At 62.4% G+C, this 22,908-nt stretch carries 20 protein-coding genes; 8 read left to right on the top strand and 12 right to left on the bottom strand.

Annotated features, from left to right (window positions below):
• Positions 1-208: 208 nt before the first annotated feature.
• From prpC to prpF, 3 genes are all read left to right on the top strand, one after another.
• Entirely contained in the window at positions 209-1,375 is a 1,167-nt protein-coding gene (gene prpC / locus FQ755_RS13885) for a 2-methylcitrate synthase (RefSeq protein WP_144155056.1), read from the top strand.
• Positions 1,376-1,511: 136 nt separating this feature from the next.
• Entirely contained in the window at positions 1,512-4,109 is a 2,598-nt protein-coding gene (acnD, locus tag FQ755_RS13880) for a Fe/S-dependent 2-methylisocitrate dehydratase AcnD (RefSeq protein WP_144155054.1), read from the top strand.
• Positions 4,110-4,132: 23 nt separating this feature from the next.
• Complete coding sequence (prpF, locus tag FQ755_RS13875; protein ID WP_144155052.1) at positions 4,133-5,323, top strand: 2-methylaconitate cis-trans isomerase PrpF; 1,191 nt, start codon at positions 4,133-4,135, stop codon at positions 5,321-5,323.
• A 23-nt stretch (positions 5,324-5,346) separates the two neighbouring features.
• On the opposite strand, the gene FQ755_RS13870 is transcribed toward prpF, so the two are convergent.
• The gene (locus tag FQ755_RS13870; protein WP_409937504.1) at positions 5,347-6,414 is read right to left on the bottom strand and encodes a peptidoglycan DD-metalloendopeptidase family protein; all 1,068 of its coding nucleotides are present in this window, start codon (positions 6,412-6,414) and stop codon (positions 5,347-5,349) included.
• Between the two features lie 742 nt (positions 6,415-7,156).
• Between FQ755_RS13870 and FQ755_RS13865 the strand changes: the two genes are divergently transcribed.
• Positions 7,157-7,522, top strand: a complete 366-nt coding sequence (locus FQ755_RS13865) for a hypothetical protein (RefSeq protein ID WP_144155050.1) — start codon at positions 7,157-7,159, stop codon at positions 7,520-7,522.
• A 195-nt stretch (positions 7,523-7,717) separates the two neighbouring features.
• Here FQ755_RS13865 and FQ755_RS13860 read toward each other — a convergent pair whose 3' ends face one another.
• Positions 7,718-8,260 carry a DUF1003 domain-containing protein gene (locus tag FQ755_RS13860; protein WP_144155048.1) on the bottom strand — a complete coding sequence of 181 codons (543 nt, stop codon included), beginning with the start codon at positions 8,258-8,260 and terminating at the stop codon, positions 7,718-7,720.
• On the opposite strand from FQ755_RS13860, the gene FQ755_RS37335 reads away from it, so the two are divergent.
• A complete protein-coding gene (locus FQ755_RS37335; protein ID WP_186308520.1) occupies positions 8,259-8,408 on the top strand; it encodes a hypothetical protein in 150 nt (49 codons plus the stop codon). The two genes, FQ755_RS13860 and FQ755_RS37335, sit on opposite strands and share 2 nt — an antisense overlap.
• A gap of 46 nt (positions 8,409-8,454) precedes the next feature.
• Here the strand turns inward: FQ755_RS37335 and FQ755_RS13855 are convergent, their stop codons facing one another.
• From FQ755_RS13855 to FQ755_RS13825, 7 genes are all read right to left on the bottom strand, one after another.
• Entirely contained in the window at positions 8,455-9,774 is a 1,320-nt protein-coding gene (locus tag FQ755_RS13855; RefSeq protein ID WP_186308519.1) for a serine hydrolase domain-containing protein, read from the bottom strand.
• Between the two features lie 136 nt (positions 9,775-9,910).
• Positions 9,911-10,207 carry a hypothetical protein gene (locus FQ755_RS13850; protein WP_144155045.1) on the bottom strand — a complete coding sequence of 99 codons (297 nt, stop codon included), beginning with the start codon at positions 10,205-10,207 and terminating at the stop codon, positions 9,911-9,913.
• A 160-nt stretch (positions 10,208-10,367) separates the two neighbouring features.
• A complete protein-coding gene (locus tag FQ755_RS13845; RefSeq protein WP_144155043.1) occupies positions 10,368-11,270 on the bottom strand; it encodes a DMT family transporter in 903 nt (300 codons plus the stop codon).
• 72 nt (positions 11,271-11,342) lie between these two features.
• Entirely contained in the window at positions 11,343-12,602 is a 1,260-nt protein-coding gene (locus FQ755_RS13840) for a c-type cytochrome (protein ID WP_409937510.1), read from the bottom strand.
• Positions 12,603-12,604: 2 nt separating this feature from the next.
• Positions 12,605-13,258, bottom strand: coding sequence for a (2Fe-2S)-binding protein (locus tag FQ755_RS13835; RefSeq protein WP_144155039.1), 654 nt, complete (start codon positions 13,256-13,258; stop codon positions 12,605-12,607).
• Complete coding sequence (locus tag FQ755_RS13830) at positions 13,255-16,083, bottom strand: xanthine dehydrogenase family protein molybdopterin-binding subunit (RefSeq protein WP_144155037.1); 2,829 nt, start codon at positions 16,081-16,083, stop codon at positions 13,255-13,257. The genes FQ755_RS13835 and FQ755_RS13830 overlap by 4 nt, the downstream gene beginning before the upstream one ends.
• Positions 16,084-16,466: 383 nt before the next feature.
• Positions 16,467-17,222, bottom strand: a complete 756-nt coding sequence (locus FQ755_RS13825) for a DeoR/GlpR family DNA-binding transcription regulator (RefSeq protein ID WP_144155035.1) — start codon at positions 17,220-17,222, stop codon at positions 16,467-16,469.
• Positions 17,223-17,326: 104 nt separating this feature from the next.
• Between FQ755_RS13825 and FQ755_RS13820 the strand changes: the two genes are divergently transcribed.
• The gene (locus FQ755_RS13820) at positions 17,327-17,911 is read left to right on the top strand and encodes an NUDIX domain-containing protein (RefSeq protein WP_144155033.1); all 585 of its coding nucleotides are present in this window, start codon (positions 17,327-17,329) and stop codon (positions 17,909-17,911) included.
• 40 nt (positions 17,912-17,951) lie between these two features.
• Here FQ755_RS13820 and FQ755_RS13815 read toward each other — a convergent pair whose 3' ends face one another.
• Positions 17,952-19,106, bottom strand: a complete 1,155-nt coding sequence (locus tag FQ755_RS13815; RefSeq protein WP_144155031.1) for a porin — start codon at positions 19,104-19,106, stop codon at positions 17,952-17,954.
• A gap of 291 nt (positions 19,107-19,397) precedes the next feature.
• Between FQ755_RS13815 and FQ755_RS13810 the strand changes: the two genes are divergently transcribed.
• Complete coding sequence (locus tag FQ755_RS13810) at positions 19,398-20,510, top strand: OpgC domain-containing protein (RefSeq protein WP_144155029.1); 1,113 nt, start codon at positions 19,398-19,400, stop codon at positions 20,508-20,510.
• 23 nt (positions 20,511-20,533) lie between these two features.
• Here the strand turns inward: FQ755_RS13810 and FQ755_RS13805 are convergent, their stop codons facing one another.
• Positions 20,534-21,661, bottom strand: a complete 1,128-nt coding sequence (locus FQ755_RS13805) for an AI-2E family transporter (protein ID WP_144155027.1) — start codon at positions 21,659-21,661, stop codon at positions 20,534-20,536.
• A 357-nt stretch (positions 21,662-22,018) separates the two neighbouring features.
• Between FQ755_RS13805 and FQ755_RS13800 the strand changes: the two genes are divergently transcribed.
• On the top strand, positions 22,019-22,321 hold the full coding sequence (locus FQ755_RS13800; protein ID WP_144155025.1) for a DUF3331 domain-containing protein: 303 nt from the start codon (positions 22,019-22,021) through the stop codon (positions 22,319-22,321).
• Between the two features lie 36 nt (positions 22,322-22,357).
• Here FQ755_RS13800 and FQ755_RS13795 read toward each other — a convergent pair whose 3' ends face one another.
• Entirely contained in the window at positions 22,358-22,864 is a 507-nt protein-coding gene (locus tag FQ755_RS13795; RefSeq protein WP_144155197.1) for a thioesterase family protein, read from the bottom strand.
• Positions 22,865-22,908: the final 44 nt, after the last annotated feature.

The raw sequence follows: 22,908 nt of genomic DNA, 5'->3' as shown, positions 1-22,908 counted from the left end.
GGCAATTCTCTAAAGGTCGTGGCCATTATGAACGCCGGATTTCATTTGTGAAATGCGTACTTTCACTTGTGAAACCACATTGTATTGCGGCTGGAAGTCGGGCGGGCGTCAATTCCTCGGGCAATCAATTACTTAAGCGCACGCCTCAAAGCTGGCCCACTCCTTGCACCGACAGGGCACCCGAATCAAGGAGCGAGAGGACGACACCATGAGCGAAGCAGATAACAGCGCGCCGGCAACCGGCGCATTCAAACCGAAAAAATCCGTCGCGCTGTCGGGCGTGACGGCCGGCAACACGGCCCTGTGCACGGTCGGCAAGACCGGCAATGACCTGCACTACCGCGGCTATGACATTCTCGACATCGCCAGCACCTGCGAATTCGAGGAAATCGCCTATTTGCTGGTGCACGAAAAGCTGCCGACGCAGGCGGAACTGACCGCGTACAAGGCCAAGCTAAAGGCGTTGCGCGGCCTGCCCGCCAACGTGAAGGCCGCGCTGGAGTGGATTCCGGCCGCCGCTCACCCGATGGACGTGATGCGCACCGGCGTCTCGGTGCTCGGCACCGTGCTGCCGGAAAAGGACGACCACAACCTGCCGGGCGCGCGCGATATCGCCGACAAGCTGATGGCCTCGCTCGGCTCGATGCTGCTGTACTGGTACCACTACTCGCACAACGGCAAGCGCATCGAGGTGGAAACCGACGACGATTCGATCGGCGGCCATTTCCTGCATCTGCTGCACGGCGTGGAGCCGTCGAAGTCGTGGGTCGACGCGATGCACGTCTCGCTGAACCTGTACGCCGAGCACGAATTCAACGCCTCGACCTTCACCGGCCGGGTGATCGCCGGCACGGGCTCGGACATGTATTCGGCCCTGACCGGCGCGATCGGCGCGCTGCGCGGGCCGAAGCACGGCGGCGCCAATGAAGTCGCGTTCGAAATCCAGTCGCGCTATCAGACGCCGGACGAGGCGGAAGCAGACATCCGCCGCCGCGTGGAGAACAAGGAAGTCGTGATCGGCTTCGGCCATCCGGTGTACACAATCTCCGACCCGCGTAACAAGGTCATCAAGGAAGTCGCGAAGCAGCTCTCGAAGGAAGCCGGCAGCACGAAGCTGTTCGACATCGCCGAGCGGCTCGAAACGGTCATGTGGGACGCCAAGAAGATGTTCCCGAACCTGGACTGGTTCAGCGCGGTGTCGTACCACATGATGGGCGTGCCGACGGCCATGTTCACGCCGGTGTTCGTGATCGCCCGCACGGCGGGCTGGAGCGCGCACATCATCGAGCAGCGCATCGACAACAAGATCATCCGGCCGAGCGCGAATTACACCGGTCCAGACAACCTCAAGTTCGTGCCGCTGGCAAAACGTTGAGCGCAGCCGCTGGCTGACCTTGGCTGACCTTGGCTGAAGGCGCCGGCCGTCTGAAAGCGCTGTTCAGGAAAGGGGGATAATTGCCGCTGATGGCCGCAAGCGTCTCCCTGAGCACCTCATTATCATTTCCCACGGTATGAACACAGCAAACCGCAAACCCCTGCCCGGCACCCGGCTGGATTTCTTCGATACGCGCGCCGCGGTCGAGGCCCTCCAGCCCGGCGCCTACGACACGCTGCCCTACACCTCGCGCGTACTGGCCGAAAATCTCGTGCGCCGTTGCGATCCGGTGTCCTTGAATGCGTCGCTCAGGCAGATCATCGAGCGCAAGCGCGACCTCGATTTTCCGTGGTTCCCGGCGCGCGTGGTCTGCCACGACATCCTCGGACAAACGGCGCTCGTCGACCTCGCCGGTCTGCGCGACGCGATTGCCGCGCAAGGCGGCGACCCCGCGCTGGTGAACCCGGTCGTGCCGACACAGCTAGTGGTGGATCATTCGCTCGCCGTCGAGTGCGGCGGCTTCGATCCCGACGCGTTCGACAAGAACCGCGCCATCGAAGACCGCCGTAACGAAGACCGCTTCGACTTCATCAACTGGACCCGGAAGGCGTTCAGGAACGTCGACGTGATCCCACCGGGCAACGGCATCCTGCATCAGATCAACCTCGAACGGATGAGCCCGGTCGTGCAGGTGAAAGACGGCGTGGCATTCCCCGACACCCTCGTGGGCACCGATTCGCACACACCGATGGTGGATGCGCTCGGCGTGATCGCAATTGGCGTGGGCGGTCTCGAAGCGGAAAGCGTGATGCTCGGGCGTGCGTCGTATATGCGCCTGCCGGATATCGTCGGTGTCGAGCTGACGGGCAAACCTGGCGAGGGCATCACGGCGACGGACGTGGTGTTGTCGTTGACCGAATTTCTGCGCAAGGAAAAAGTGGTCGGCGCGTATCTGGAGTTTTACGGCGCGGGCACAGCCAATCTCACGTTGGGCGACCGCGCCACCATCGCCAACATGGCGCCGGAATTCGGCGCGACCGCCGCGATGTTTTATATCGACGAGCAGACCATCAGGTACCTGAAGCTCACCGGCCGCGACGACGAACTCGTCAAACTGGTGGAGACGTATGCAAGGCACACCGGCCTGTGGGCCGATAGCCTGAAAACCGCACAGTACGAACGCGTGCTGAAATTCGACCTGTCGACGGTCGTGCGCACGCTCGCGGGGCCGTCGAATCCGCATCGGCGCCTGCCGGTGTCGGAGCTGGCTGCACGCGGCATCAGCGGCAAGGTCGAGAACGAGCCGGGGCTGATGCCCGACGGCGCAGTGATCATCGCGGCCATTACAAGCTGCACCAACACCAACAATCCGCGCAACATGATCGCCGCGGCGCTGCTGGCTCGCAATGCAAACCGGCTCGGCCTGACCCGCAAGCCCTGGGTGAAGAGTTCGCTCGCGCCGGGGTCGAAGGCGGTGACCCTCTATCTGGAAGAAGCGCAACTGTTGCCGGAACTGGAACAGCTCGGCTTCGGCGTGGTCGCGTATGCCTGCACGTCGTGCAACGGCATGTCGGGCGCGCTCGATCCGGTGATCCAGAAGGAAATCGTCGAGCGCGACCTGTACGCCACGGCGGTGCTGTCCGGCAACCGCAATTTCGACGGCCGGATCCATCCGTTTGCCAAACAGGCATTTCTTGCTTCGCCGCCGCTCGTGGTGGCGTATGCGATTGCCGGGACGATCCGCTTCGACATCGAGAAGGACGTGCTGGGTATCGATGCGAACGGCAAGCCGGTGCTGCTCAAGGACATCTGGCCGTCCGACGAAGAGATCGATGCCGTCGTCGCGTCGAGTGTGAAGCCGGAGCAATTTCGCAAGGTGTACGAACCAATGTTCGCAGTCACCGCCGATACCGGCGAGCGCGCCCATCCCCTGTACGACTGGCGCCCGATGAGCACTTACATCCGCCGCCCGCCCTATTGGGAAGGCGCGCTTGCAGGCGAACGCACGCTCAAGGGCATGCGCCCGCTCGCGGTGCTCGGCGACAACATCACCACCGACCATCTTTCGCCTTCCAACGCGATCCTGCCGGATAGCGCCTCGGGCGAATACCTTGCGAAAATGGGCTTGCCGGAAGAAGACTTCAACTCGTATGCAACCCATCGCGGCGATCACCTCACCGCGCAGCGCGCCACCTTCGCCAATCCCACGCTCAAGAACGAGATGGTGCTGGAAGACGGCAAGGTTAAAGCCGGTTCGCTGGCTCGCATTGAACCTGAGGGCAAGATCACGCGCATGTGGGAAGCCATCGAAACCTACATGGAACGCAAGCAGCCGCTGATCGTGATTGCCGGTGCCGATTACGGCCAGGGCTCGTCGCGCGACTGGGCCGCCAAGGGGGTACGGCTGGCCGGCGCCGAGGCTATCGTCGCCGAAGGGTTCGAACGGATTCACCGCACCAACCTGGTGGGCATGGGCGTGCTGCCGCTGGAATTCAAGCCGGGCGTGAATCGCCTGACGCTCGGCATCGACGGCACGGAAACCTTCGATGTGATCGGCGAGCGCAAGCCGCGCGCCGACCTCACGCTGGTGATTCATCGCAAGAACGGCGAGCGTGTGGACGTGCCGGTCACCTGCCGTCTCGACACGGCGGAAGAAGTGTCGATCTACGAAGCCGGCGGCGTGTTGCAGCGTTTCGCGCAGGACTTCCTCGAATCGTCGCAGGCAGCCGCTTAAAAAATTACGAGGACAACTACACAATGGCCCACGTACCGCAGATCAGGATTGCCGCCACCTACATGCGTGGCGGCACCAGCAAAGGGGTGTTCTTCAGACTGCAGGATTTGCCCGCGGCCGCGCAGTCGCCGGGCATTGCGCGCGACCGCCTGCTGCTGCGCGTGATTGGCAGCCCGGACCCTTACGGCAAGCAGATCGACGGCATGGGCGGCGCGACGTCGAGCACCAGCAAGACCGTCATCATCGCGAAGAGCAGCAGGCCGGATCACGACGTCGACTATCTGTTCGGCCAGGTATCGATCGACAAGGCGTTGGTGGACTGGAGCGGCAATTGCGGCAATCTCTCGGCCGCGGTGGGGCCGTTCGCCATCAGCGCGGGCCTCGTCGACGCGAGCCGCATTCCGCATGACGGCGTGGCCGTCGTGCGCATCTGGCAAGCGAATATCGGCAAGACCATCATCAGCCACGTACCCATCACGAATGGCGCGGTGCAGGAAACCGGCGATTTCGAACTCGACGGCGTGACCTTCCCGGCCGCCGAAGTGCAACTCGAATTCATGGATCCGGCTGCCGAGGAAGACGGCGCGGGCGGCGCGATGTTTCCGACCGGCAATCTGGTCGACGACCTCGAGGTGCCGGGCATTGGCGTGCTGAAGGCCACGATGATCAACGCGGGCATTCCCACCATCTTCGTCGACGCCGAAGCAATCGGCTATCAAGGCACCGAACTGCAGGACGCGATCAACGGCGACGACAAGGCGCTGGCGAAGTTCGAGACCATTCGTGCGCACGGCGCGCTACGCATGGGCCTCATCAAGCACCTCGATGAAATCGCCACCCGGCAGCACACGCCGAAGGTCGCTTTCGTTGCCAAACCGCGCGGCTATGTCGCCTCCAGCGGCAAGCAGGTCGCGGCGGGCGATGTCGACCTGCTGGTGCGGGCGATGTCGATGGGCAAGCTGCATCACGCGATGATGGGCACCGCTGCCGTGGCGATCGGCACCGCCGCCGCGATTCCCGGCACCCTGGTGAATCTGGCGGCGGGTGGCGGCGAACGCGAGGCGGTGCGCTTCGGGCATCCGTCGGGCACGCTGCGCGTCGGTGCGCAGGCGAGTCAGATCGACGGCGAATGGGCCGTGAAAAAAGCCATCATGAGCCGCAGCGCCCGCGTGCTGATGGAAGGCTGGATTCGCGTGCCAGGCGACACGTTCTGAAACACGCTGCCCGGCACGCAAACTCAGCTTTGTTTGCCGGGCAGATACGGCATCGGATCGACCGGCTTGCCGTCGCGGCGCAACTCGAACAGCACGGAAACGCGCGAATTGTTTTCGTCGCCCATCTCCGCGATTTCCTGCCCCTGGCGCACGATGTCGCCGGTTTTCACCAGCAGCTTGCGGTTATGCGAATAGGCGGTCAGAAAGTCCTTGTTGTGCTGGACGATGATCAGGCTGCCGTATTCGTTCAAGCCCGTCCCGGCGTACATGACCTTGCCGTCCGCGGCGGCGCGCACCGGATCGCCCGGCTTGCCGCCAATTTCGATGCCGCGCGTCTCGCCGGGCTGGAACCCCTGAACGACGTCGCCTTGAGCCGGCCATGCCAGCGTGACGCGTTTGGCGTGGCGCGCCATCTCCGCATCTACTTGACGGGTTTCGGCGGCGCCCGGTGCGGGCGAGCCGGCAGCATTGTCTGGATTTGACGCCGAGAGGGTGGTCGTTGCAGTGGTCGCAACCGCAGCCGCCATGGTGGCCGAGGCCGCGGCTGGCGCATTGGCGGACGCGCTTGTCGCTGCACCCGAAACCGGCGCTACCGTAGCAGCCGTCTTTGCCGCCGCCGCAGCTTGTGCTGCCGCAGCCTCGGCCGCGACGGCAGCCGCTGCCGCCGCATTCGCCTGCTTCACCGTTTCCGGCGAAGCCACATGCAAAACCTGTCCGAGCTTGAGACGCGTGGACGGTTTGAGCTGGTTCCACGCCAGCAATTCCTTGACGCTGCAGTGATGACTCTGGGCGATATGGCCCAGCGTATCGCCGCGCCGCACGCGATAGACGAGCGGCGGGCTCTTCTTCGCCTTGGCGGCCGCTGCGTCCGCCGTCGCCTGCAGCGACGCCACGGACGCCGTGGCTGCCGTTGACGACGCCGCATCGGGCGCCGCCCCCGCCGAAGCGGCCGATGCCGCCGGAACCCCGGAGGCGGCCACGCCCGTCTGCGTGTCCTGCTGCGCCACGTTCACACAGCCACTCATTGCTACTGCGACCCACACGCCGGCGACACTCGCCAGCATGGTTTTGTCGAAACGACTTCTCAACAAATTCGACTCCTGCCTCGTTACTGGGCAGGCCCGAGCGTTTCGCGTTGCGTGCGATGCGCGCGTTCGTCGGCGAAGCGCTGCGACCACACGACACCGAAAGCCGCCTCGTGCGACCATCACTCGTGCCCTGCCCGCCATCTGGCGCTGGTGCGCTAAACCGCTCGAAAATGACGCGATCTGCTGCAAACGGGGCCAGATAGGCGATTAAAATTCAAGCGGAATTGTAAAATGCTTCAGACAAAATACGAGCCGTCTGAACATACTGATACAAATCCTTACGATCGGTATCGCGGAACCGCGCCCACGATACCGCCCTGTTTAACGGCAGTAATCGTTAAAACTTGAATGGGCTAATCGCCGCGGCAGTGCAATCGAGTCTGGCCGAACCACGGCGCGGAGAAAATGTCCGTCCCTGGGCATCGTCTCAAATGCTTCGCTGTGCTCCACCTTTGCGGGGACAGGCCTCAGCCCACGCTTTCACCACGGCCGCCTGCTGGTCGAGCGGCAAACGTCTGAACATTTCGGCGCCGAATATTTTGCTGTGCTGACGATATGTTTGATCAAAAATGCGCCTGACACGAGCAGCGGCGCATTCGGCCCGCCCGACGCATTTCAAGCGCCTGTTCGATATCAAGCTATGCGTTCTGGATGCCGTAAGCAAGGTATCGGGGCTGGGTTCGGTCAATCACGACGCCAGTCCGGTTCTTTCCGGAGTCGATCATGAGCTATCTACGCGCGGCGGGTGAAGTCGGATGCCACCTTTTTTTTTCTCTTTTCGATCGCCGTATTTCTGCTGTGGGGGTCGCTCGCGGTGGGCGCGGGGTTTGTCCTGCTGCACTTACCCGACGTGTGGGCGATGCATAGTAACGACGAGAATTCACGTTATGCGGTTATGTCGGTGACGGCGTATGCGTTGATCGTGGGCGCGCTGTTTCTGATCTTCGTGGCCGGGTCCGTCGACCGGTTATGCGATGCGGCGAGAGTCGCGCGAGCGGCGCTCAAACATCTTCGCGAGATTTATTTGATCCGGGTCGCAAGTCATGCTCAGCAGTCCGAAGCGGTTGCGCATCCGGTTCGAGACGCGCTTCGGCGCTGGATGTTTTCCTGAGCGGCTGACGCGTGCGGAGGACAACGGTTGACTGAGCAGCGGTGACAATGCGCTCATGGACAGCACCATCGCGCTTCGTTTGAGAAATTCCCGGCGCGTGGCCGCGTACATTGGCGATATTCCCATGAGATGAAGCGGCGTCCGTCTGACTTTATCGCGCGGTAGCACGACTACCGCGCGCAAGCTGCCACCAACTCAATTCCCTGCCAGCACCTTCGCGTGCATTTCGATGGTCAGCGCCTCGATCCTCGCGCTCAGTTGCCGCGTGATCTCCGTGAGTTCGGTGTTTTGTTTCAATAACGTGGCCATCTGCGCGGTGTGCTCAGCCATTTGCAGCTGGCGCTCTTCGGCTGATTTGGCGATGTCCTCGCGATGACGTGCGTCCGCGTCGGCGAGCGCCTTGTCGCGATCGGCCTGGCGCGTCTGCGCGAGCAGGATCAGCGGCGCCGCATACGCGGACTGCAAACTGAAGGCGAGGTTTAGCAGAATGAAAGGATAGACGTCGAACTTCGTCAGACCCGTCACGTTGGCAATCACCCAAAGTGCGACCACCAGGGTTTGGCCGACGAGAAACTTCGGCGTACCAAAGAAGCGCGCGAAGGCCTCGGCCTTGAGCGAAAACCAGTCGTCACCGAAAGTCGAAGTCACCTGATTGTAGGGAAGATGAAACCGCAGATGAGGCCAACGCGCGTGATTGGGCGGCGATTTGTCGTCTTTGGCTTGATCGAAGGGCGTCATGGCAGCGAACTCGTTCTGGTTGATGGAGCCGCCAATCTACACGAGCTATATTGCATTCGCCGGCGCGCGCGCCATTGCGTCGGATCTGTTTCTTTCGCCCTTTCTTTCGCCCTTTCTTTCGGCTAACAAGCGCGGTGGCGATTCGTAAGCGTTCAGTCAGCAATGGCCCTTGCTGGGCAAAAGCCCCCTTCGATTCACGGCTCCATCTGGTCGAGCGTATGACCGATACAACGAGCCAGCCCGAAGGTACCCGCCTCGTAGTTGGACAGAACAATCGCGATGCGTCCCGTCTCCAACGTGACCTCGAAGCTCGCGCTGATGCCGGCGAAACCGCCGCCATGGCCAATCGTTGTCTTCGTTGCAGTCCGGCCGACCTCGAACCCGTAGCCATAGCCACTGCCGGTGTAATCGGTCCAGAGCGCCTCGCGCATTGCCGGGCCGACGAGCTCGCCCGCCACGAGCGCAGTGGCAAAGCGGTGCAGATCGCGCACGGTCGAATAGCCGCCGCCCGCCGGCCCACCTTTGGCGACATGCTCGAAAATATTCTCGCGCCAGCCGGTTGCGGTTCGGGGCTTCGTCTGGCCCGTCATTGCATCCATCAGAGGAATGTAGCCCATCGCGAGATTCGGAACGGGCGCGTCGATGTCGTAGCAATCCGTGTCCTGCATAAGGCACGGCGCGTAGATCGCCTCGCGGATATAGTCGTAGTAGCTCTTGCCGGACACACGCTCGATAATCACCCCTGCCAGCAGCATGCCGGTATTGCTGTATTCGAATCGTTCGCCCGGCGTAAATGCAGGTCGATCGTCACGCACGAGCGGCTTGAAGTCGTCAATGGCACGAAACCGGGCGCGCGAGCCGTTGAAGAAGGTCTCGTTGAAATAACTCCCCAGTCCCGAGGTATGAGAAAGCAGATGATGAACGGTGATGCCGCTCGTCACCGACGCAGGCAGCCAGCTATCGTCGATGTATCGATCGATGCTATCCGTGAAGCTCAGGCGTCCGCGTTCCACCAGCTGGGCGATCGCCACGGCAGTGAACATTTTGTTAGCAGAACCAAGATTGAATCGGGTGTCCAGATTGTTAGGCACGTCATAGCGCTTATTCGCCGCGCCGCACGCATATTCAAACAGCACGTCCGATCCGCGCGCAACGAGCACGGTCCCGGAGAACACATCGGTTAGCGCGCCCTGATCGCAGTAAGACCGGATTTGTGCAAGACCATCGGCCTTGGACATGGCGACGCTGCGCATCTCGCCGGGGCCGAAGTCGATTTCGATAATTTTGCTGCCGGCCAGCGCGTCAAAGCGCAAATGCATCCGATGTGCGGCGCAGTACAGGCGGTCGTCCACCAGCGCTGTCTGGGTAAGATGGGTGACGTCCACGGGTTTAATCTCCCGCAAAACCAGCCCTTGCGTTAAACGGGCGAACGACGCGAGCCAATCGGCGCAGTCGTCGAGAGTCATCGGGCTGGAGGACGGCAGAACCGCGTGATTACGCAGAAACTCCAGCAAGGACTGTCGACTGTTCGAGTTGATCGCCGCCAGCAAGCCGGTAATGAGCGCGTCGGTGCTTGGTTGCGGGACCGCGCCGGGTTGAGACGTTGGAGAATGGGTGTTAGTCATAAACAGTCCTGTGCGTTGCCTTAGGCTAGCGGGAATCGTGGTAACCAGGAACGGCGACAACCGCGGCGAGAATAGCGGCCCACATCGCGAGCCGCGCCCCGCTCATGCGGCAGAAGCCGACCATCAGCGTCGGCGGAATGAACAGGATAACCAGGAGCAGCGGAAAGAATACGATGGGGACGGTCGCGATGCCGCTGCGATTGTGCGCCGCGTCCAGAAGCAGATACAGCGCGACGCCCTGAAAAATACCGGCGATTAACCGGGGCGCGAGAAGATCCCGGCCAGGAACCGCGCGCGCTGTTTCCTGCTGATCGGATTGCATTGCCGTCCCCCGCCTTAATCGATTTGATTTGTTCTACGTTCGGCTGGGTACCAGCCGGTCAATGCTGCGCTCTGCTCATCTGCGCGGACAACGCCTTATGATCGCACACTGACGCGGAGCGTCTCAACGGCCAAAACAGGGGTCTTTCATTCAAACAGCATCACGCCAGCGGCCCTTCTTTGTCTTTGCGCCGAATCGCAACCGCAATGGCACTGCCCACGATAAGTGCGATCCCCACCAGTGACCACGGCTGGATCGTCTCGCCCCATATGACATAGCCGAACAATGCCGCCCACACGATGCTCGTATAGTTGTAGGGCGCGAGCTTGCCGGCGTCGCCCTGGCGAAACGCGACGGTCATCAGAAGCTGTCCTGCAGTTGCGAACACGCCGAGAAGCGCCATGATCAGCAGCGCCGACAAAGACGGCGCCCGCCAATTGAATGCAAGTGTCAGGCCCATCACGATCGTGCCGATCACGGTGAAAAACAGAACCGTCGTCGCCGAGTCGTCGGTCGAGCGGATACGTTTGATCTGGATGATGGATAGCGCACCGCACAGCGCGCTTAGCAACAGCAAACCAGGACCAGGCCAGTTCGCCTCGCTGCCGCCTGGGCGCACCACCAGCAGCACACCACAGAAGCCGACCAGGGCCGCGGCCATGCCCGTGGCCGTCAAGCGTTCTTTCAGGAGCAGCGGCGCCAGCAGAATGACGATCAGCGTTTCCGAATAAGCCAGCGCGACCGCTTCACCCAGGGGGACATACGGCAAACCGGCGAAGAACAGTCCCGAAGCGCCGAGCAGCGTCAGCGCGCGGATTGTCTGTCCTTTGATGTCGATGCCGCGCAGCCTTTCCATCACCGATAGACGACCCCGGCAGCACAAGGCGACAGCCGGAACCAGGCCGAACAGCATGCGGAAAAACGTGACCTCATTGGCCGGATAGTGCAGCGCAACCGTCTTCGCCAGCGCATCCACCACGGCAAAGCACAGCATCGACGCCAGGATGCTTGCGATGCTGTGCCACGGAAGCGCGGCCGTGCGCGTGGCGCTCGACGATGACATGGCGAGGGACGTAAGGACGAACGAAACGGCATCATCTCATACGCCCCGCAAGACTTCGGTAGAGGGCGCGGACTAGCGCAGCGCCTTCACCGCGTTGGCCGTCACATCCGCCGGCTGACCACCCCACGTCGCGCGCAGATATCCCGCCAGTTGCGCGAGTTCCGCGTCGTCGAGCTGACGAGCGAAGCCCGGCATTTCCTGCATGCGTTCGGTCCCGGCGAAATCCTGCGCCTCGATACCGTCGAGCATCGCCACGATCAGGTTATGCGGATCGCGTTGCCGCACCGTGGAATTGCCGCGCATCGGCACCGCCACGTGCGGTTTGCCCTCGCCGTCGCGGCCATGACAACCGGCACACACAGCGAGATAGACATTGCGGCCCGCGGCCAGTTGCGCGGCATCCGCTGAAACCGATTGCAGCGGCTGCACCGCCGGCGGCTGATCGCCCAACAGATAAGTGGACATCGCCCGCAGGTCGTCGTGGCTCAGATACTGACTGCTCAGATGCACGACTGGATACATTTCGCTAAAAGCCGAGCCTTGCGGCGCGATGCCGGTTGCGAAAAAGCTCTGCAGATCTGCCGCGGTCCAGCCACGCGCAGCGAGCCCTTGCGGCGTGATATCCGGCGCCACGGTGCGGCCCAGCGCCCCGCCGCCAAGCGCCAACGAGTGATCCATCTGGCCGAACTTGCCGCGCGGCGTATGGCATTCGGCGCAATGGCCGAGCGCGCTAACCAGATAACGGCCACGGTTCCAGTCGGCCGAATCACCCTTCGATGCATCGGGCAACGTGTCCTTCAGGAACATCAGGTCCCAGAAACGCACTGCAAAACGCAGGCTGAACGGGAACGTCAATTCCGGCGCATGGTTCGCCACGGCGGCCGGTTTTTGCGCCATCAGCCAGGCGTACATGGCGTCGGTGTCGGCGCGCGAGAGCTGCCGGTACGACGTATAAGGCATCGCCGGATACAACTGGCCTTCCGGTGCGACGCCGTCGTGCAACGCCTTGTAGAAATCGTCGGCGCTCCACTTGCCGATGCCATGCTGTTGGTCCGGCGTGATGTTGGTGCCGTAGAAAGTGCCGAACGGCGACGCCAGCTTCACGCCGCCGGCGAACGGCGCGCCGTCCGCTGCGGTGTGGCAGGCGGCGCAGTCGGCGGCCTTTACCAGGTAGCGGCCGCGCGCCAGTTGCGCATCGGGCGATGTACCCGAGGACGAGGCGGCCAGCGTCGCGCTGGTCGCCGCACTCGTGTCATCGTGCTGCTGGCCGCAGGCGGCCAGCAACGCCACGCCCGTCATCACCGCAATCCGACCCAGATCCAGAAATCGCATTTTCATACGGTATCCTTAACAAGTCCGGGCATCGTCATGACGACATCCTTCACTGCCTCGTAATAACGTACATACCCCGTACAACGGCAGATATGCTCGTTGAGCGCTTCGGTAATGGTCTCTTCCACCTTGTCGCGCGACACCGGCTGACGCGCGAGTCGTTCGATCAACACCGTGGCCGCATTGACGAAGCCGGGCGTACAGTAGCCGCACTGAAAACTGAAGTGCTCGAGAAACTTCTGCTGGATCGGCGACAAGGCCACCACCTCGCCCTGCTCATTGCGCTGCGCATGGGCTTCGATCGTGCGAATCGACTTGCCCGCAAAGAAATTCGCCCCGGTGATACAGGTGCGCACTTCCTCGCTCGTGCCATCCGGCTTGTCGAGAATCACCACGCAGGCGTGACAGATGCCCTGCCCGCAACCCAGCCGCGAACCGGTGAGGTCGAGGTATTCGTGCAGCAGGTCGATCATCATCAGACCGGCCGGCGCCTGCACCGTCACGTCACGGCCGTTCAATTTCAGCGAGAGCGGCTCTGCACGGTATTGCGTCAGCGGACGTTCCACGACAGCCGCATTCGCCGGCTGCGATGTCTTCGTATCGGATGCCGGCGCTGCACCTGCAGCGAGGGCGGAAGTTTGATTAGGGGCCGTCATGCGAGCACCTCCTGAATTTTTTGCGGGGTCACCGGCAGGTCGGTAAAACGATGTCCAATGGCATGGGCAATGCCGTTCACGATCGCGCCGACTACGGGGATCATCACCACTTCGGCAATGCCCTTGGGCGGATCGGTTTCGGTCAGCGGCGGCAGCACTTCGCCGGTCTGGGTCCAGACGGCGACGTCTTTGGCGCGCGGCAGCTGATAGCGGTTGAAATTCCACGTCCCATTGCCGGGACCGTCTTCGTAGAGCGGCAGAAATTCGTGCAGCGCGTGGCCGATGCCCATTGCCAGACCGCCCTGCAACTGACCCGAAACGAGTTGTGGCGCGATCTGGTTGCCGCACTCCATGATCGAGTGATGCGCGAGCAGTTCCACCTTGCCGGTGGCCTCGTGCACAGCCAGTTCGACCAGCGTGCCCACCGCGCTGTAATACGTGACCGCGGCGTTGTTACGCTGCACGGGCGGAATGAACACGCGTTGGCGATCAAGCACGTGGTAGTGATTCGGCGTGGTCTGCTGGCGCTTCTTCCCGGCGCTGGCGTTATCGCCATAGCGCAGCGAAAGGCCGTCGATCGACAGACGATCGACATTGCCGTCAATCGAAAATTCCGCCTCGGTCCACTGCCAGCGATTGAACACATGCACTGCCGCGCCCGTCACGAGTCCGAGTTCGTGGGCTTGCTTCGCGAGCTGCTCGAACGGCAACGCTTCGAGCCCTGCCGCCGACAGCTTGCCGTCGACCCAACGGGCATCTTCGATACGCACCGTCAACGGCGCGGCCTGGCCGCCACCGGGGCCCTGACTCCAGATCGCCATAGCGGCCGGCCACAGCCCATGCATGAAAACCACCCGCGCCGCCTCGCGCGTGCTGTGCGTGAAGTAAAACGCGGAGTTGGTCGCGCTCGCCGGCGACGCATAGTTCGGCGACCAGCGCGGATTCGCCGACAGCCTGTCCTGCTCGGCTTGCGACATCATGTAAGGATCGCCGCTAGTCACGACCGGCAAGTCGGACCAGTCGTTCACGGCCACCCGCACCTCGGTGGCCGGTTTGCCGAGCCACTTCGCCACCGCAATCGCCTGCGACGTGGACATGCCGGTGCCGATTTCGGCGGCGCTATGATGCAGGCTGATCTTGCCGTCGGCGCTAAACTCGACCCGCGCCAACGACGCCTCCGCGCCCGTGCCGAAGTCCTTTTGCACGCAGGCGAAGCCAACGCCATAGCGCCGGCCCGGATTCGCCAGTTCGAATTCGAGCTTCTTCTTCGCGCGATTCACCCACAGCGGATGCACCTGCGCCTTCTGCAGAACCTCGTCGACGCGAATCGCGCCGGCCGGCACTGCGCCTTGCGTATTCTTCATGCCCGAGCGCAACGCGTTCTTCAGACGGAACTGGATCGGATCGATGCCGAGTTGCGCGGCCATTTCGTCGATCATCATTTCGGTGGCGGCCATGCTTTGCAGCGTGCCGTAGCCGCGCGCGGAACCGGCGTCGATGGCGCGCGACGCAATCGCCACGGCCGCCAGATCGTTCTTCGGAAAGTAGTAGATCGACTGCGCCGCGGTGGCCCCCACCATTGCCACCGACGGCGAGAAATTGCAGCGCCCGCCGCCGTTCGCCTCCATCTGTGCCTTGAACGATTGCAGCAAACCGGTCTTCCGGTCCACCGCAATCCGGTAGTTCATCCTGAACGCATGGCGCTTGAGCGAGGTCTGGAACTGCTCATAGCGGTCATTGGCGAGACGCACCGGCCGGCCGTCCGCATACATGGCGGTGACGAGGCCGTAGAACGGCACGTTGAAATGGTCCTTCGACCCGTAGCCCACCGTGTAGCACGGATGCACGAACAGGTTCTTCACCGGGAACGCACACTTGGCCACCATGCCCGCGGCGCTTTGCGCGACTTCCTGCGGCGCCTGGGTCGGTACAACCATGTGCAGCGATTGCGTCGCGGCGTCGTACCAGCAGTTTGCGTTGTCGGGTTCGAGCGCGGCCGTGTCGATGGACTGCGTGTTGTATTCGCGCTCCATCACCAGCCAGTCCGCCGACGGATGATCGAGTTCCTGCTGGATCTGGCCGGCGAAGAACATGCCCTGCTCGTCGAGCTTGCCGTGCTCCTTGCCGTCCGGCCAGACCGGCTGGTGCTTGCGCATCATGCTCGGAAAAACCGGTGCATTCTTCAGGCTCGAGAAGGTATCGTCGTCATAAGGCGTCTTGCCGCCCACGCGCACGAAGCGGAACGTGCCCCACGGATCGCGTTCGAGCGGCCCCGTCTGCGCGCCGTAGCGGATGATCTCGTCATGGAACTTGAGCCGGTCTTTGGCGAAGCGAAACCGTGCAAAGTCGTGATAGATCAGGATGGCCACCGCCTGGCCGAGATACGCCGGCGTCTTGCCGCGCGGCAGCAGCATGTCGTCGCCATAGAAGGCCGGGAAGACCAACCGGTCGCGCGCCAGATCGTCGGCGGTGACGATGCGGTCCGGCTGCAGTTCGGCGCCGAGCAGCGACAGATCGAAGCCTTCGTAAAGACGGTCGGCCTGGGTGGTGCGCAGAATGAACGCGTGGGCCTGCTGCTTCGGCCAATGCGGCATGTCGGCGGCACGGACGTCGCGTGCAAACACTTTCGCCCCTGTCACCTTGGCGATACCGTCGATGCGGAACTTCGCCTCACCATTGACCGCATCCCATTGGATGGGCGTGAGAATTTTTTCTTCGAACAACGCAGCGAACGCACGGCTGCCCATCGGCGCGATATACACCGACACGCCGGCAAGCACGCTGGCCTTCAGAAAACTGCGACGCGAAAGGTCGAGTTTCCCCATTGACGCCTCCTTGAGTGAACGACGGCGGCAACGCCAGCAGCAGAACACATGCGCGTGCCACTTCACCGGCTGAACCCGCCCGTGACGACACACCGCATTGGAGACTCAAGCGAATCCCGCACGCATGCGTGCGGGCATACCGGCGACGCGAGGCGGCCAGAATCTCGGCGCCGCCCCAGTCGATCTGATGGGACTTGAACTGCTCTTAAACCTGCTGGTGTTGCCAACTTCCCTGCCCAATAGCCGGGCAAAGCGCGCGATTATGGCGTCATCCGCAGCAGAATTCGTAATTTTTTGTCCTATTTTTCAGATAAGGGATTCGATATAAATATCGTTATTTCGGCATCCTTATTGATGTAGAACAAGTCGCAGGCTCGCACGACTCAGGCGCGCACGATCCCGATGCCCAACGCCTCGAACGGAGCCGTGAGCGCCGCGGCAGTTTGCCTCTCGACAACAATCGCATGAGCAGCCGTCGCCTCCGCGATCATGAAAGCAGATGCGGCGTTCAGCTTCTCCGCGGACGCCAGCACCACGGTTTCCGCCGCGCGCGCCGCCAGCGCACGTTTGACATAGGCCTCTTCGAGATCGCCCGTGCTCAGCCCGGCTTCAGGATGGACGCCGGTGACGCCCATGAAATACAGGTCCGCGCGAATGTGGCTGAGCGCTTCGATGGCGGCGGCGCCGACATTGACCATCGAATGCCGGTACAGACGTCCGCCGATCATGATGACCTCGATACCGGCGTGACCGGCGAGTTCGACGGCCACGTTCGGGCTATGCGTGACGATCGTCGCGCGCAGATCCAGCGGCAGATGCCGCACCAGTTGCACCGCCGTCGTGCCGCCATCGACGATCACGATCTGTCCGGCCGCAACCATTTGCGCCGCGGCCCTGCCGATAGCCGCCTTCGACGCCGACTGAATACCCTGCCGGCCTGCCAGATCCGCCGCAGCGGGCGACGCCGGCAACGCGCCGCCATGGACGCGCTGCAAAAAACCGTCAGCGGCGAGTTCGCGCAGATCGCGGCGGATCGTGTCTTCAGAAACGGCAAATTCACTGCTCAGGTTTTTGGCGATGACCTGGCCGTCGCGTCTGAGCGCGTCGAGAATCAACTGCTTTCTTTGCGAAGTGAGCATGGCGCGAGCGGCACTGGATGTTTACACGAAATATCTTGTTTTTGCACGAGATTGCACGATAACATAAAATCTCGCAGCTGAAACCGTGTTTTCAGGAATGGGATATGAACGAAACTGCCGAGCGGGTACGCATTGTCGACGTCAAGCTGCTGTCCGACGACTGGTACGTGCTGAAGAAAACCACCTTCGATTACCAGCGCGCCGACGGCACGTGGCAGCGCCAAAGCCGCGAGACGTATGACCGCGGTAACGGCGCGACCCTGCTGCTCTACGAACCGCAGCGCCGCACGGTGGTGCTCACGCGCCAGTTCCGGCTGCCCGCCTTCGTCAACGGCCACGACGGCATGCTGATCGAGGCGCCGGCAGGTTTGCTGGAAGCAGCGTCGCCGGAAGCGCGCATCCGCGCCGAGGTCGAGGAGGAAACCGGCTACCGGGTGCAGTCAGTACGCAAGGTGTTCGAGGCCTTCATGAGCCCGGGCTCGGTGACGGAAAAGCTGTTTTTCTTCGTCGCCGAATACGCTGCCGCCGCCAGGGTGAGCGAAGGCGGCGGCGTCGCCAGCGAAGGTGAGGACATCGAAGTATTGGAGTTGCCAGTCGACGAGGCGCTGGCGATGGTGCAGCGCGGCGAGATCGTCGACGGCAAGACGATCATGTTGTTGCAGTATGCGGCGTTGAATCTGTTTGGCTAACGCTTCGCGGCAATCGACGGTTCAATGCAGTTTCAAAATTTCAAAACTTATGCCGGATCGCCGCGCGCACCGCGAACTGGTTCGAGTTCGACGACACCCCCGCCGAACCGGGAATATACGCGTCGTCCAGCACGGTGTCGGTCTTGTCGCCGGCCACTTTCTCGTAAGCCGCCTGGAAATAAAAGTCGGTGCGCTTCGACAGGTTGTAGTCGGCCATCAGGCCGAACGTGTGATATTTCGGATTCTCGTTGCCCGAAGTCGCGTCCATCGTGGCAGCCGTATAAACGTATTGGAGCCCGACGAAGAAAGCCGGCGTGAACTGATACTTGCCGTTGATTTCGAAGTTCTGGAACTTGAGCGCGGTCATCGTGCCGCCATTGGGTGGCGTGATCGTGCCCACGTAAACCGAGGTGTCGGTGGCGGACGGCTCGCCCACGTTGGTGTTCGTATAGACGAAACCCAGCGTCGCCGCGCCGAACGTGTAGTTGATGCCGCCGCCGAAAATGCGCAGCCGCTGGGAGATGAAATTCGCGTCGTCGGTGGCAATGGCCCCGTTCGCGGTCAGCCCCGGACTGGTCGCTTCGAGGTAGGCGCCCGTCAGCAGCAAGCCGCCGTTGGTGTACTGCCCGCCCAGGCTGTACTGGCGATTGTTGGCGAAGTGGGTGTCGTTGCTGAAGCTGTACGTGCCGCCAAATTGCAGGCCGGAAAAATCTTCGCTGGTGTATTTGATCGTGTTGTTGACGCGAAACGAATTGTCGGTGTTGTCGTTGTCGTAGGGGTGCGAGAGCAGATAGCCGCCCCAACTGCCGTTCGCCGTGGCCTGCGCCAGATAATCCACCACCGAGTCGTACTGCCGCCCCAGCGTGATCGTGCCGTAATTGGCCGCCGTGAGACCCACGAAGGCTTGACGGCCGAACATGCGGCCCCCCTCGCCGAGCGCGCCGCTATTTACGTCGAAACCGTTTTCAAGGTCGAAAATGGCCTTCAGGCCACTGCCCAGGTCTTCGGAGCCCTTCAGGCCCCAGCGGCTGCCTTGGGCGTAGCCGCTCTCCAGTTGATAGGCCGACTTGTCGCCGGCGTTGTTCGTGTAGTTGATGCCCTCGTCGATCACCCCGTACAGCGTGATGCTGCTCTGCGCATGCGCTGGCAAAGCGACGGCTGTAGCCGCAGCCAGCGCGATCATGTTCTTTTTCATTGAAGATCTCCCGAATCGCTAATCATTAGCCAACTGCTCGCCAACTTTGAAAAGCTCTTCCTGTTCTTCAGCCGCAACGATATTTGAGGCTTTTTTGTTTTCACGAGTGCCGAAAATGATGCTTGCACACCGATAGTGGGCCGTCCATTGGGACAAGTTGGAGGCCCGAATTTCGTTGCGAAATGCCCACGCGCGCGAAATCGGGATTGCGCAATTCAGCCGTTAGGAATGGGGACGGGCGAGCGCATATGAAATAATCATGAAAGGAATCTGTAACAGGTCATTCACGCAATGCAAAAATCACCCAGCCGTCTGCCCGAACTCGACTTCTTTCGCGGACTCGTCTTGTTGTTTATCGTGGTCGATCACATCGGCGGCAGCATCCTGTCGCGCGTCACGCTGCATGCTTACGCGCTATGCGATGCGGCCGAGGTGTTCGTGTTCCTCGGCGGCTTTGCCACCGCCACCGCTTATCTGACGCTTGCCGAACGGCGCACCGAAGCGGCCGCGCAGCAACGCTTCCTGCGGCGTTCGCTGCAGATCTATCGTGCGTTCCTCGTCACCGCGGGTTTGATGCTGCTGGTCAGCGCGGTCCTGATCGCCTTTAGCGTCGATGCGCCGAATCTGACCGTCACCGATCTCGACGACCTGCTGGACGCGCCCCTCGCCGCGCTGCGCGATATCGCGCTGTTCAGGCGTCAGCCGTATCTGGCCTCGGTGCTGCCCATGTATGCGCTTTTTGCGCTGAGCGTGCCGCTCGTGCTGCCGCTGGCGCGTCGCCGGCCCTGGTGGCTGCTGGCCGGCAGTCTCGCGCTGTGGGTGGTAGCGCCGCGCTTGAGCGGATATCTGCCCGCCGTCGAAGATACGCAATGGGACTTCAATCCGCTCGCCTGGCAATTGCTGTTCGTGCTCGGTGTACTGGCGCGCTGCCAGCCGGTTTATCAGAGGCTCAGCGCGCCACGAACAAAGTGGCTCGTCAATCTACTGGCGTTCGGCATCGTCGCGGCGGCGGCGTACTACAAGCTGGGGATCGAACGCACGCCGCTCGACGGCAGCCTCAAACAGAATCTTTCGTGGCTGCGGGCAGGGAATTTTCTGGCGCTTGCGTGGCTCGTCGCCAATCTCGTCCGGCTTGGATGGGCGAAGCAGGCGGCCGAACGGCTTCCGTGGCTCGGCATGATCGGCCGCAAGGGGCTGCTGTGTTTCGTGGCGGGCGCGGTGATTTCGCTAGTGGTGGATTCGCTGCTCTACAGCGCCACTGACGGCTACCTCGACATTCCGCTCGGGCTCGTCGCGGACGCGGTTGCGCTCGGCGCGCTGTTTGGGGTGGCGTGGGCGTCCGAAGCGCTCAAGGGCATGCTGTTGACATGGCGACCGGGCTCGACGGGCGGCGTATCCGGTTGAATACGCCGCGCCTCCGCTGCATGCTATTGCACCCAGTCTTTCCACAGCACCATCAGCACCGTCATCAACGCAGGGCCGATGAACAGGCCCAGCAGCCCGAAGGTCTCGGCGCCGCCCAGAATCCCGAACAGCACCAGCAGGAACGGCAGGCGCGTGGAGTTGCCGATGATCACCGGCCGCACGAAGTGTTCCGCGATAAACACGACCACGAAGCCGAACACGGCGATGCCGATGGCCCACCCCACCATGCCCTTGACGAAAAGCCACAACGCCGCGCCGCAGAACACGAGCGGCGCGCAGAACGGCAACATGGCCGCGACGGCAGTCACAAAGCCGAGCAGCGCGACGTGCGGCACCCCGGCTAGCCCATAAGCGAGCGCCAGCAGCGCCCCTTCGCCGATTCCCACCACCACGAGCCCGGCCACGGTGCCGCGCACGGCGGCGGCCATCCGCTCCAGCAATTGCGCGCCGCGATCGCCGAAAGCGCGCTGCGCGCCCTTGAACAAGGCGCCGGAGAGGCGCGGCCCCGCCTGAAAGATCACAAACAGCGTGACCAGCATAAAAGCGAACACCACCAGAACACGAACGGCACGCGCGCCGAAGTGCCGTCCGAACGTAACGACGGCGGCGCCGTGCAGCCCCTTCATGGCGGGCGACTCGCGCAGCGGCTGGGCCAGATTCGCCTGCCACCATTCGCTGACCTGCTGCGAGCCAAACGGCAGGCGCTGGACGATGTCGGGCATGGCGATACCCTTCTCCTGGACGTCCTTGAACCACACCAGCAGATCGTGCGCCTCATGGCTCGCCTGGCCGATGCCCATACCAACCGGCAGCACCACCAGCAAGGCAATAGCGAGCGTCAGAAAGGCGGCAATGACCGTCGTGCGCCCGGTCAGCCAGTTGTGATCTTCGATTTTGCGCAGCACCGGCCACAGCGCAATGGCAATTACACAGGCCCAACCCACCGCCGGCAGAAAGTCGCGGATGACCCACAAGGCCAGCAGTACCAAGCCGAGATACAGCAGCGCGGACGCCGTCTGCTGCATTTTCAGGCGGTTCGGTGCATCGGGTTCGGGCGGAATGGCGGGTGGCGGGTTAGCCGGAGGGGTTGCCGACGGTGTATCCGGGGGTGTAACCGGGGGTGTAACCATGTGACCTCTGTGAAATATGTGCACGAGACGACCGGAAAATCTTAAACCGGCTACACTAGCCCCGGCTCGACTCGTAATGTTCACATCTTAAAGGAGTCGGCGCCCTGCACCCCCGGCTACGCGCCTGCTGCAGTTATTGCACGCGACGGCATGTCGCGCTGCAAACAACACTGCGTTGCAAAAATCCGCTCTATCTCAAAAACGCACGCCAACCATCCGCAAACCCGCGTCTTTGCGTATCTCCGTAAAAGTCAAGTAGGATTGTTGCTATTTGGAGAACAGTGTTTCAACGGGTACACAATGGCTCTCCGGCTCCCGCAGGACTACATTCGGCAAACCACATATACGGAGCCGACGATGAAGACCATAGAGTCCTTGCCCCTTGACGGTGCCAATGGTGTACGTATCGAGATTCTGGAGCGCTCCGACACCACGCTGGTGATCCGCTGGGTCGAGCCTGGTCGCTGCCACTACGGCGAGCAGCGCTGGCGACGCCGCTCGGCGCATACGTCGGGTACCTGCGCCGTGTCGCGCCGCAAGATTCGCCGTGGCGACGCCGTATTCAAGCCGGCCGAACGCCCCGCCCCGTCGAATGCCGCCGCGATGATTTCCGTGGAGACGCTGTGCAGTCTCGTCGGGGAATTGAAAGAAGCGGCGTAAAGCCGTCCTTTCGGTCCCATTTTTACCGTCCTTCATTCAGGTCCGCGCGGACTTTCCAGGCGCTTGCGCCGGCAAACCGATCAGGCGCCCTGCATAGCGGGGCGGCGGCAAGGCGCGGTGAGCCGCCGCAAGTGCATGCACCTGCCCCGCAACATCGTCGTCGAACGGCACCGAATGCGGCACGCGGGTATCGACGTGCGCGAGCATCTGTTCGCAGGCCGCGGCCGGCTCCGGGCGGCCATCGGCGAACATCTCCAGATACAGATGCAGGCGCTTCGCGTCATGTCCGAGCACCCGCATGTCGACGCGCACCTCGGCACCCTCCCTGGTCTCACGCAGGTAGTTGATATGTGCTTCGAGCGTGTAAATCGAACGGCTGCGCGCCTCGCGAACCGCTGCGGGCAGGCCGATCCGCTCGATCAGCGCATCGGTCGCCAGACTGAAAATCAGCATGTAGGATGCATCGCGCAAGTGGCCGTTGTAGTCCACCCATTCCATGCGCACGGTATCGCGATACGAGGGTAGCTCCACGTCATCGGGCATCTTCATGTCGTCTCCTTCGTTCGTGGCCACGTGCGTTCGCGACG

The sequence above is a fragment of the Paraburkholderia sp. BCC1885 genome, from assembly GCF_900996235.1.
Taxonomy (GTDB): Bacteria; Pseudomonadota; Gammaproteobacteria; order Burkholderiales; family Burkholderiaceae; genus Paraburkholderia.
The sequence above is the reverse complement of the archived record's forward strand: the minus strand, read 5'-3'. Positions and strand labels throughout refer to the sequence as shown.

Bases quoted from the DNA above. Each gene is read 5' to 3' on its own strand.
- FQ755_RS13830 (WP_144155037.1), bottom strand. From the start codon at position 16,083: ATGGGGAAACTCGACCTTTCGCGTCGCAGTTTTCTGAAGGCCAGCGTG.
- FQ755_RS13845 (WP_144155043.1), bottom strand. From the start codon at position 11,270: ATGTCATCGTCGAGCGCCACGCGCACGGCCGCGCTTCCGTGGCACAGC.
- FQ755_RS13860 (WP_144155048.1), bottom strand. From the start codon at position 8,260: ATGACGCCCTTCGATCAAGCCAAAGACGACAAATCGCCGCCCAATCAC.
- FQ755_RS13850 (WP_144155045.1), bottom strand. From the start codon at position 10,207: ATGCAATCCGATCAGCAGGAAACAGCGCGCGCGGTTCCTGGCCGGGAT.
- acnD (WP_144155054.1), top strand. From the start codon at position 1,512: ATGAACACAGCAAACCGCAAACCCCTGCCCGGCACCCGGCTGGATTTC.
- FQ755_RS13795 (WP_144155197.1), bottom strand. From the start codon at position 22,864: ATGCCCGATGACGTGGAGCTACCCTCGTATCGCGATACCGTGCGCATG.
- FQ755_RS13800 (WP_144155025.1), top strand. From the start codon at position 22,019: ATGAAGACCATAGAGTCCTTGCCCCTTGACGGTGCCAATGGTGTACGT.
- FQ755_RS13805 (WP_144155027.1), bottom strand. From the start codon at position 21,661: ATGGTTACACCCCCGGTTACACCCCCGGATACACCGTCGGCAACCCCT.
- FQ755_RS13810 (WP_144155029.1), top strand. From the start codon at position 19,398: ATGCAAAAATCACCCAGCCGTCTGCCCGAACTCGACTTCTTTCGCGGA.
- FQ755_RS37335 (WP_186308520.1), top strand. From the start codon at position 8,259: ATGGCAGCGAACTCGTTCTGGTTGATGGAGCCGCCAATCTACACGAGC.
- FQ755_RS13840 (WP_409937510.1), bottom strand. From the start codon at position 12,602: ATGCGATTTCTGGATCTGGGTCGGATTGCGGTGATGACGGGCGTGGCG.
- FQ755_RS13815 (WP_144155031.1), bottom strand. From the start codon at position 19,106: ATGAAAAAGAACATGATCGCGCTGGCTGCGGCTACAGCCGTCGCTTTG.
- FQ755_RS13820 (WP_144155033.1), top strand. From the start codon at position 17,327: ATGAACGAAACTGCCGAGCGGGTACGCATTGTCGACGTCAAGCTGCTG.
- prpF (WP_144155052.1), top strand. From the start codon at position 4,133: ATGGCCCACGTACCGCAGATCAGGATTGCCGCCACCTACATGCGTGGC.
- prpC (WP_144155056.1), top strand. From the start codon at position 209: ATGAGCGAAGCAGATAACAGCGCGCCGGCAACCGGCGCATTCAAACCG.
- FQ755_RS13835 (WP_144155039.1), bottom strand. From the start codon at position 13,258: ATGACGGCCCCTAATCAAACTTCCGCCCTCGCTGCAGGTGCAGCGCCG.
- FQ755_RS13825 (WP_144155035.1), bottom strand. From the start codon at position 17,222: ATGCTCACTTCGCAAAGAAAGCAGTTGATTCTCGACGCGCTCAGACGC.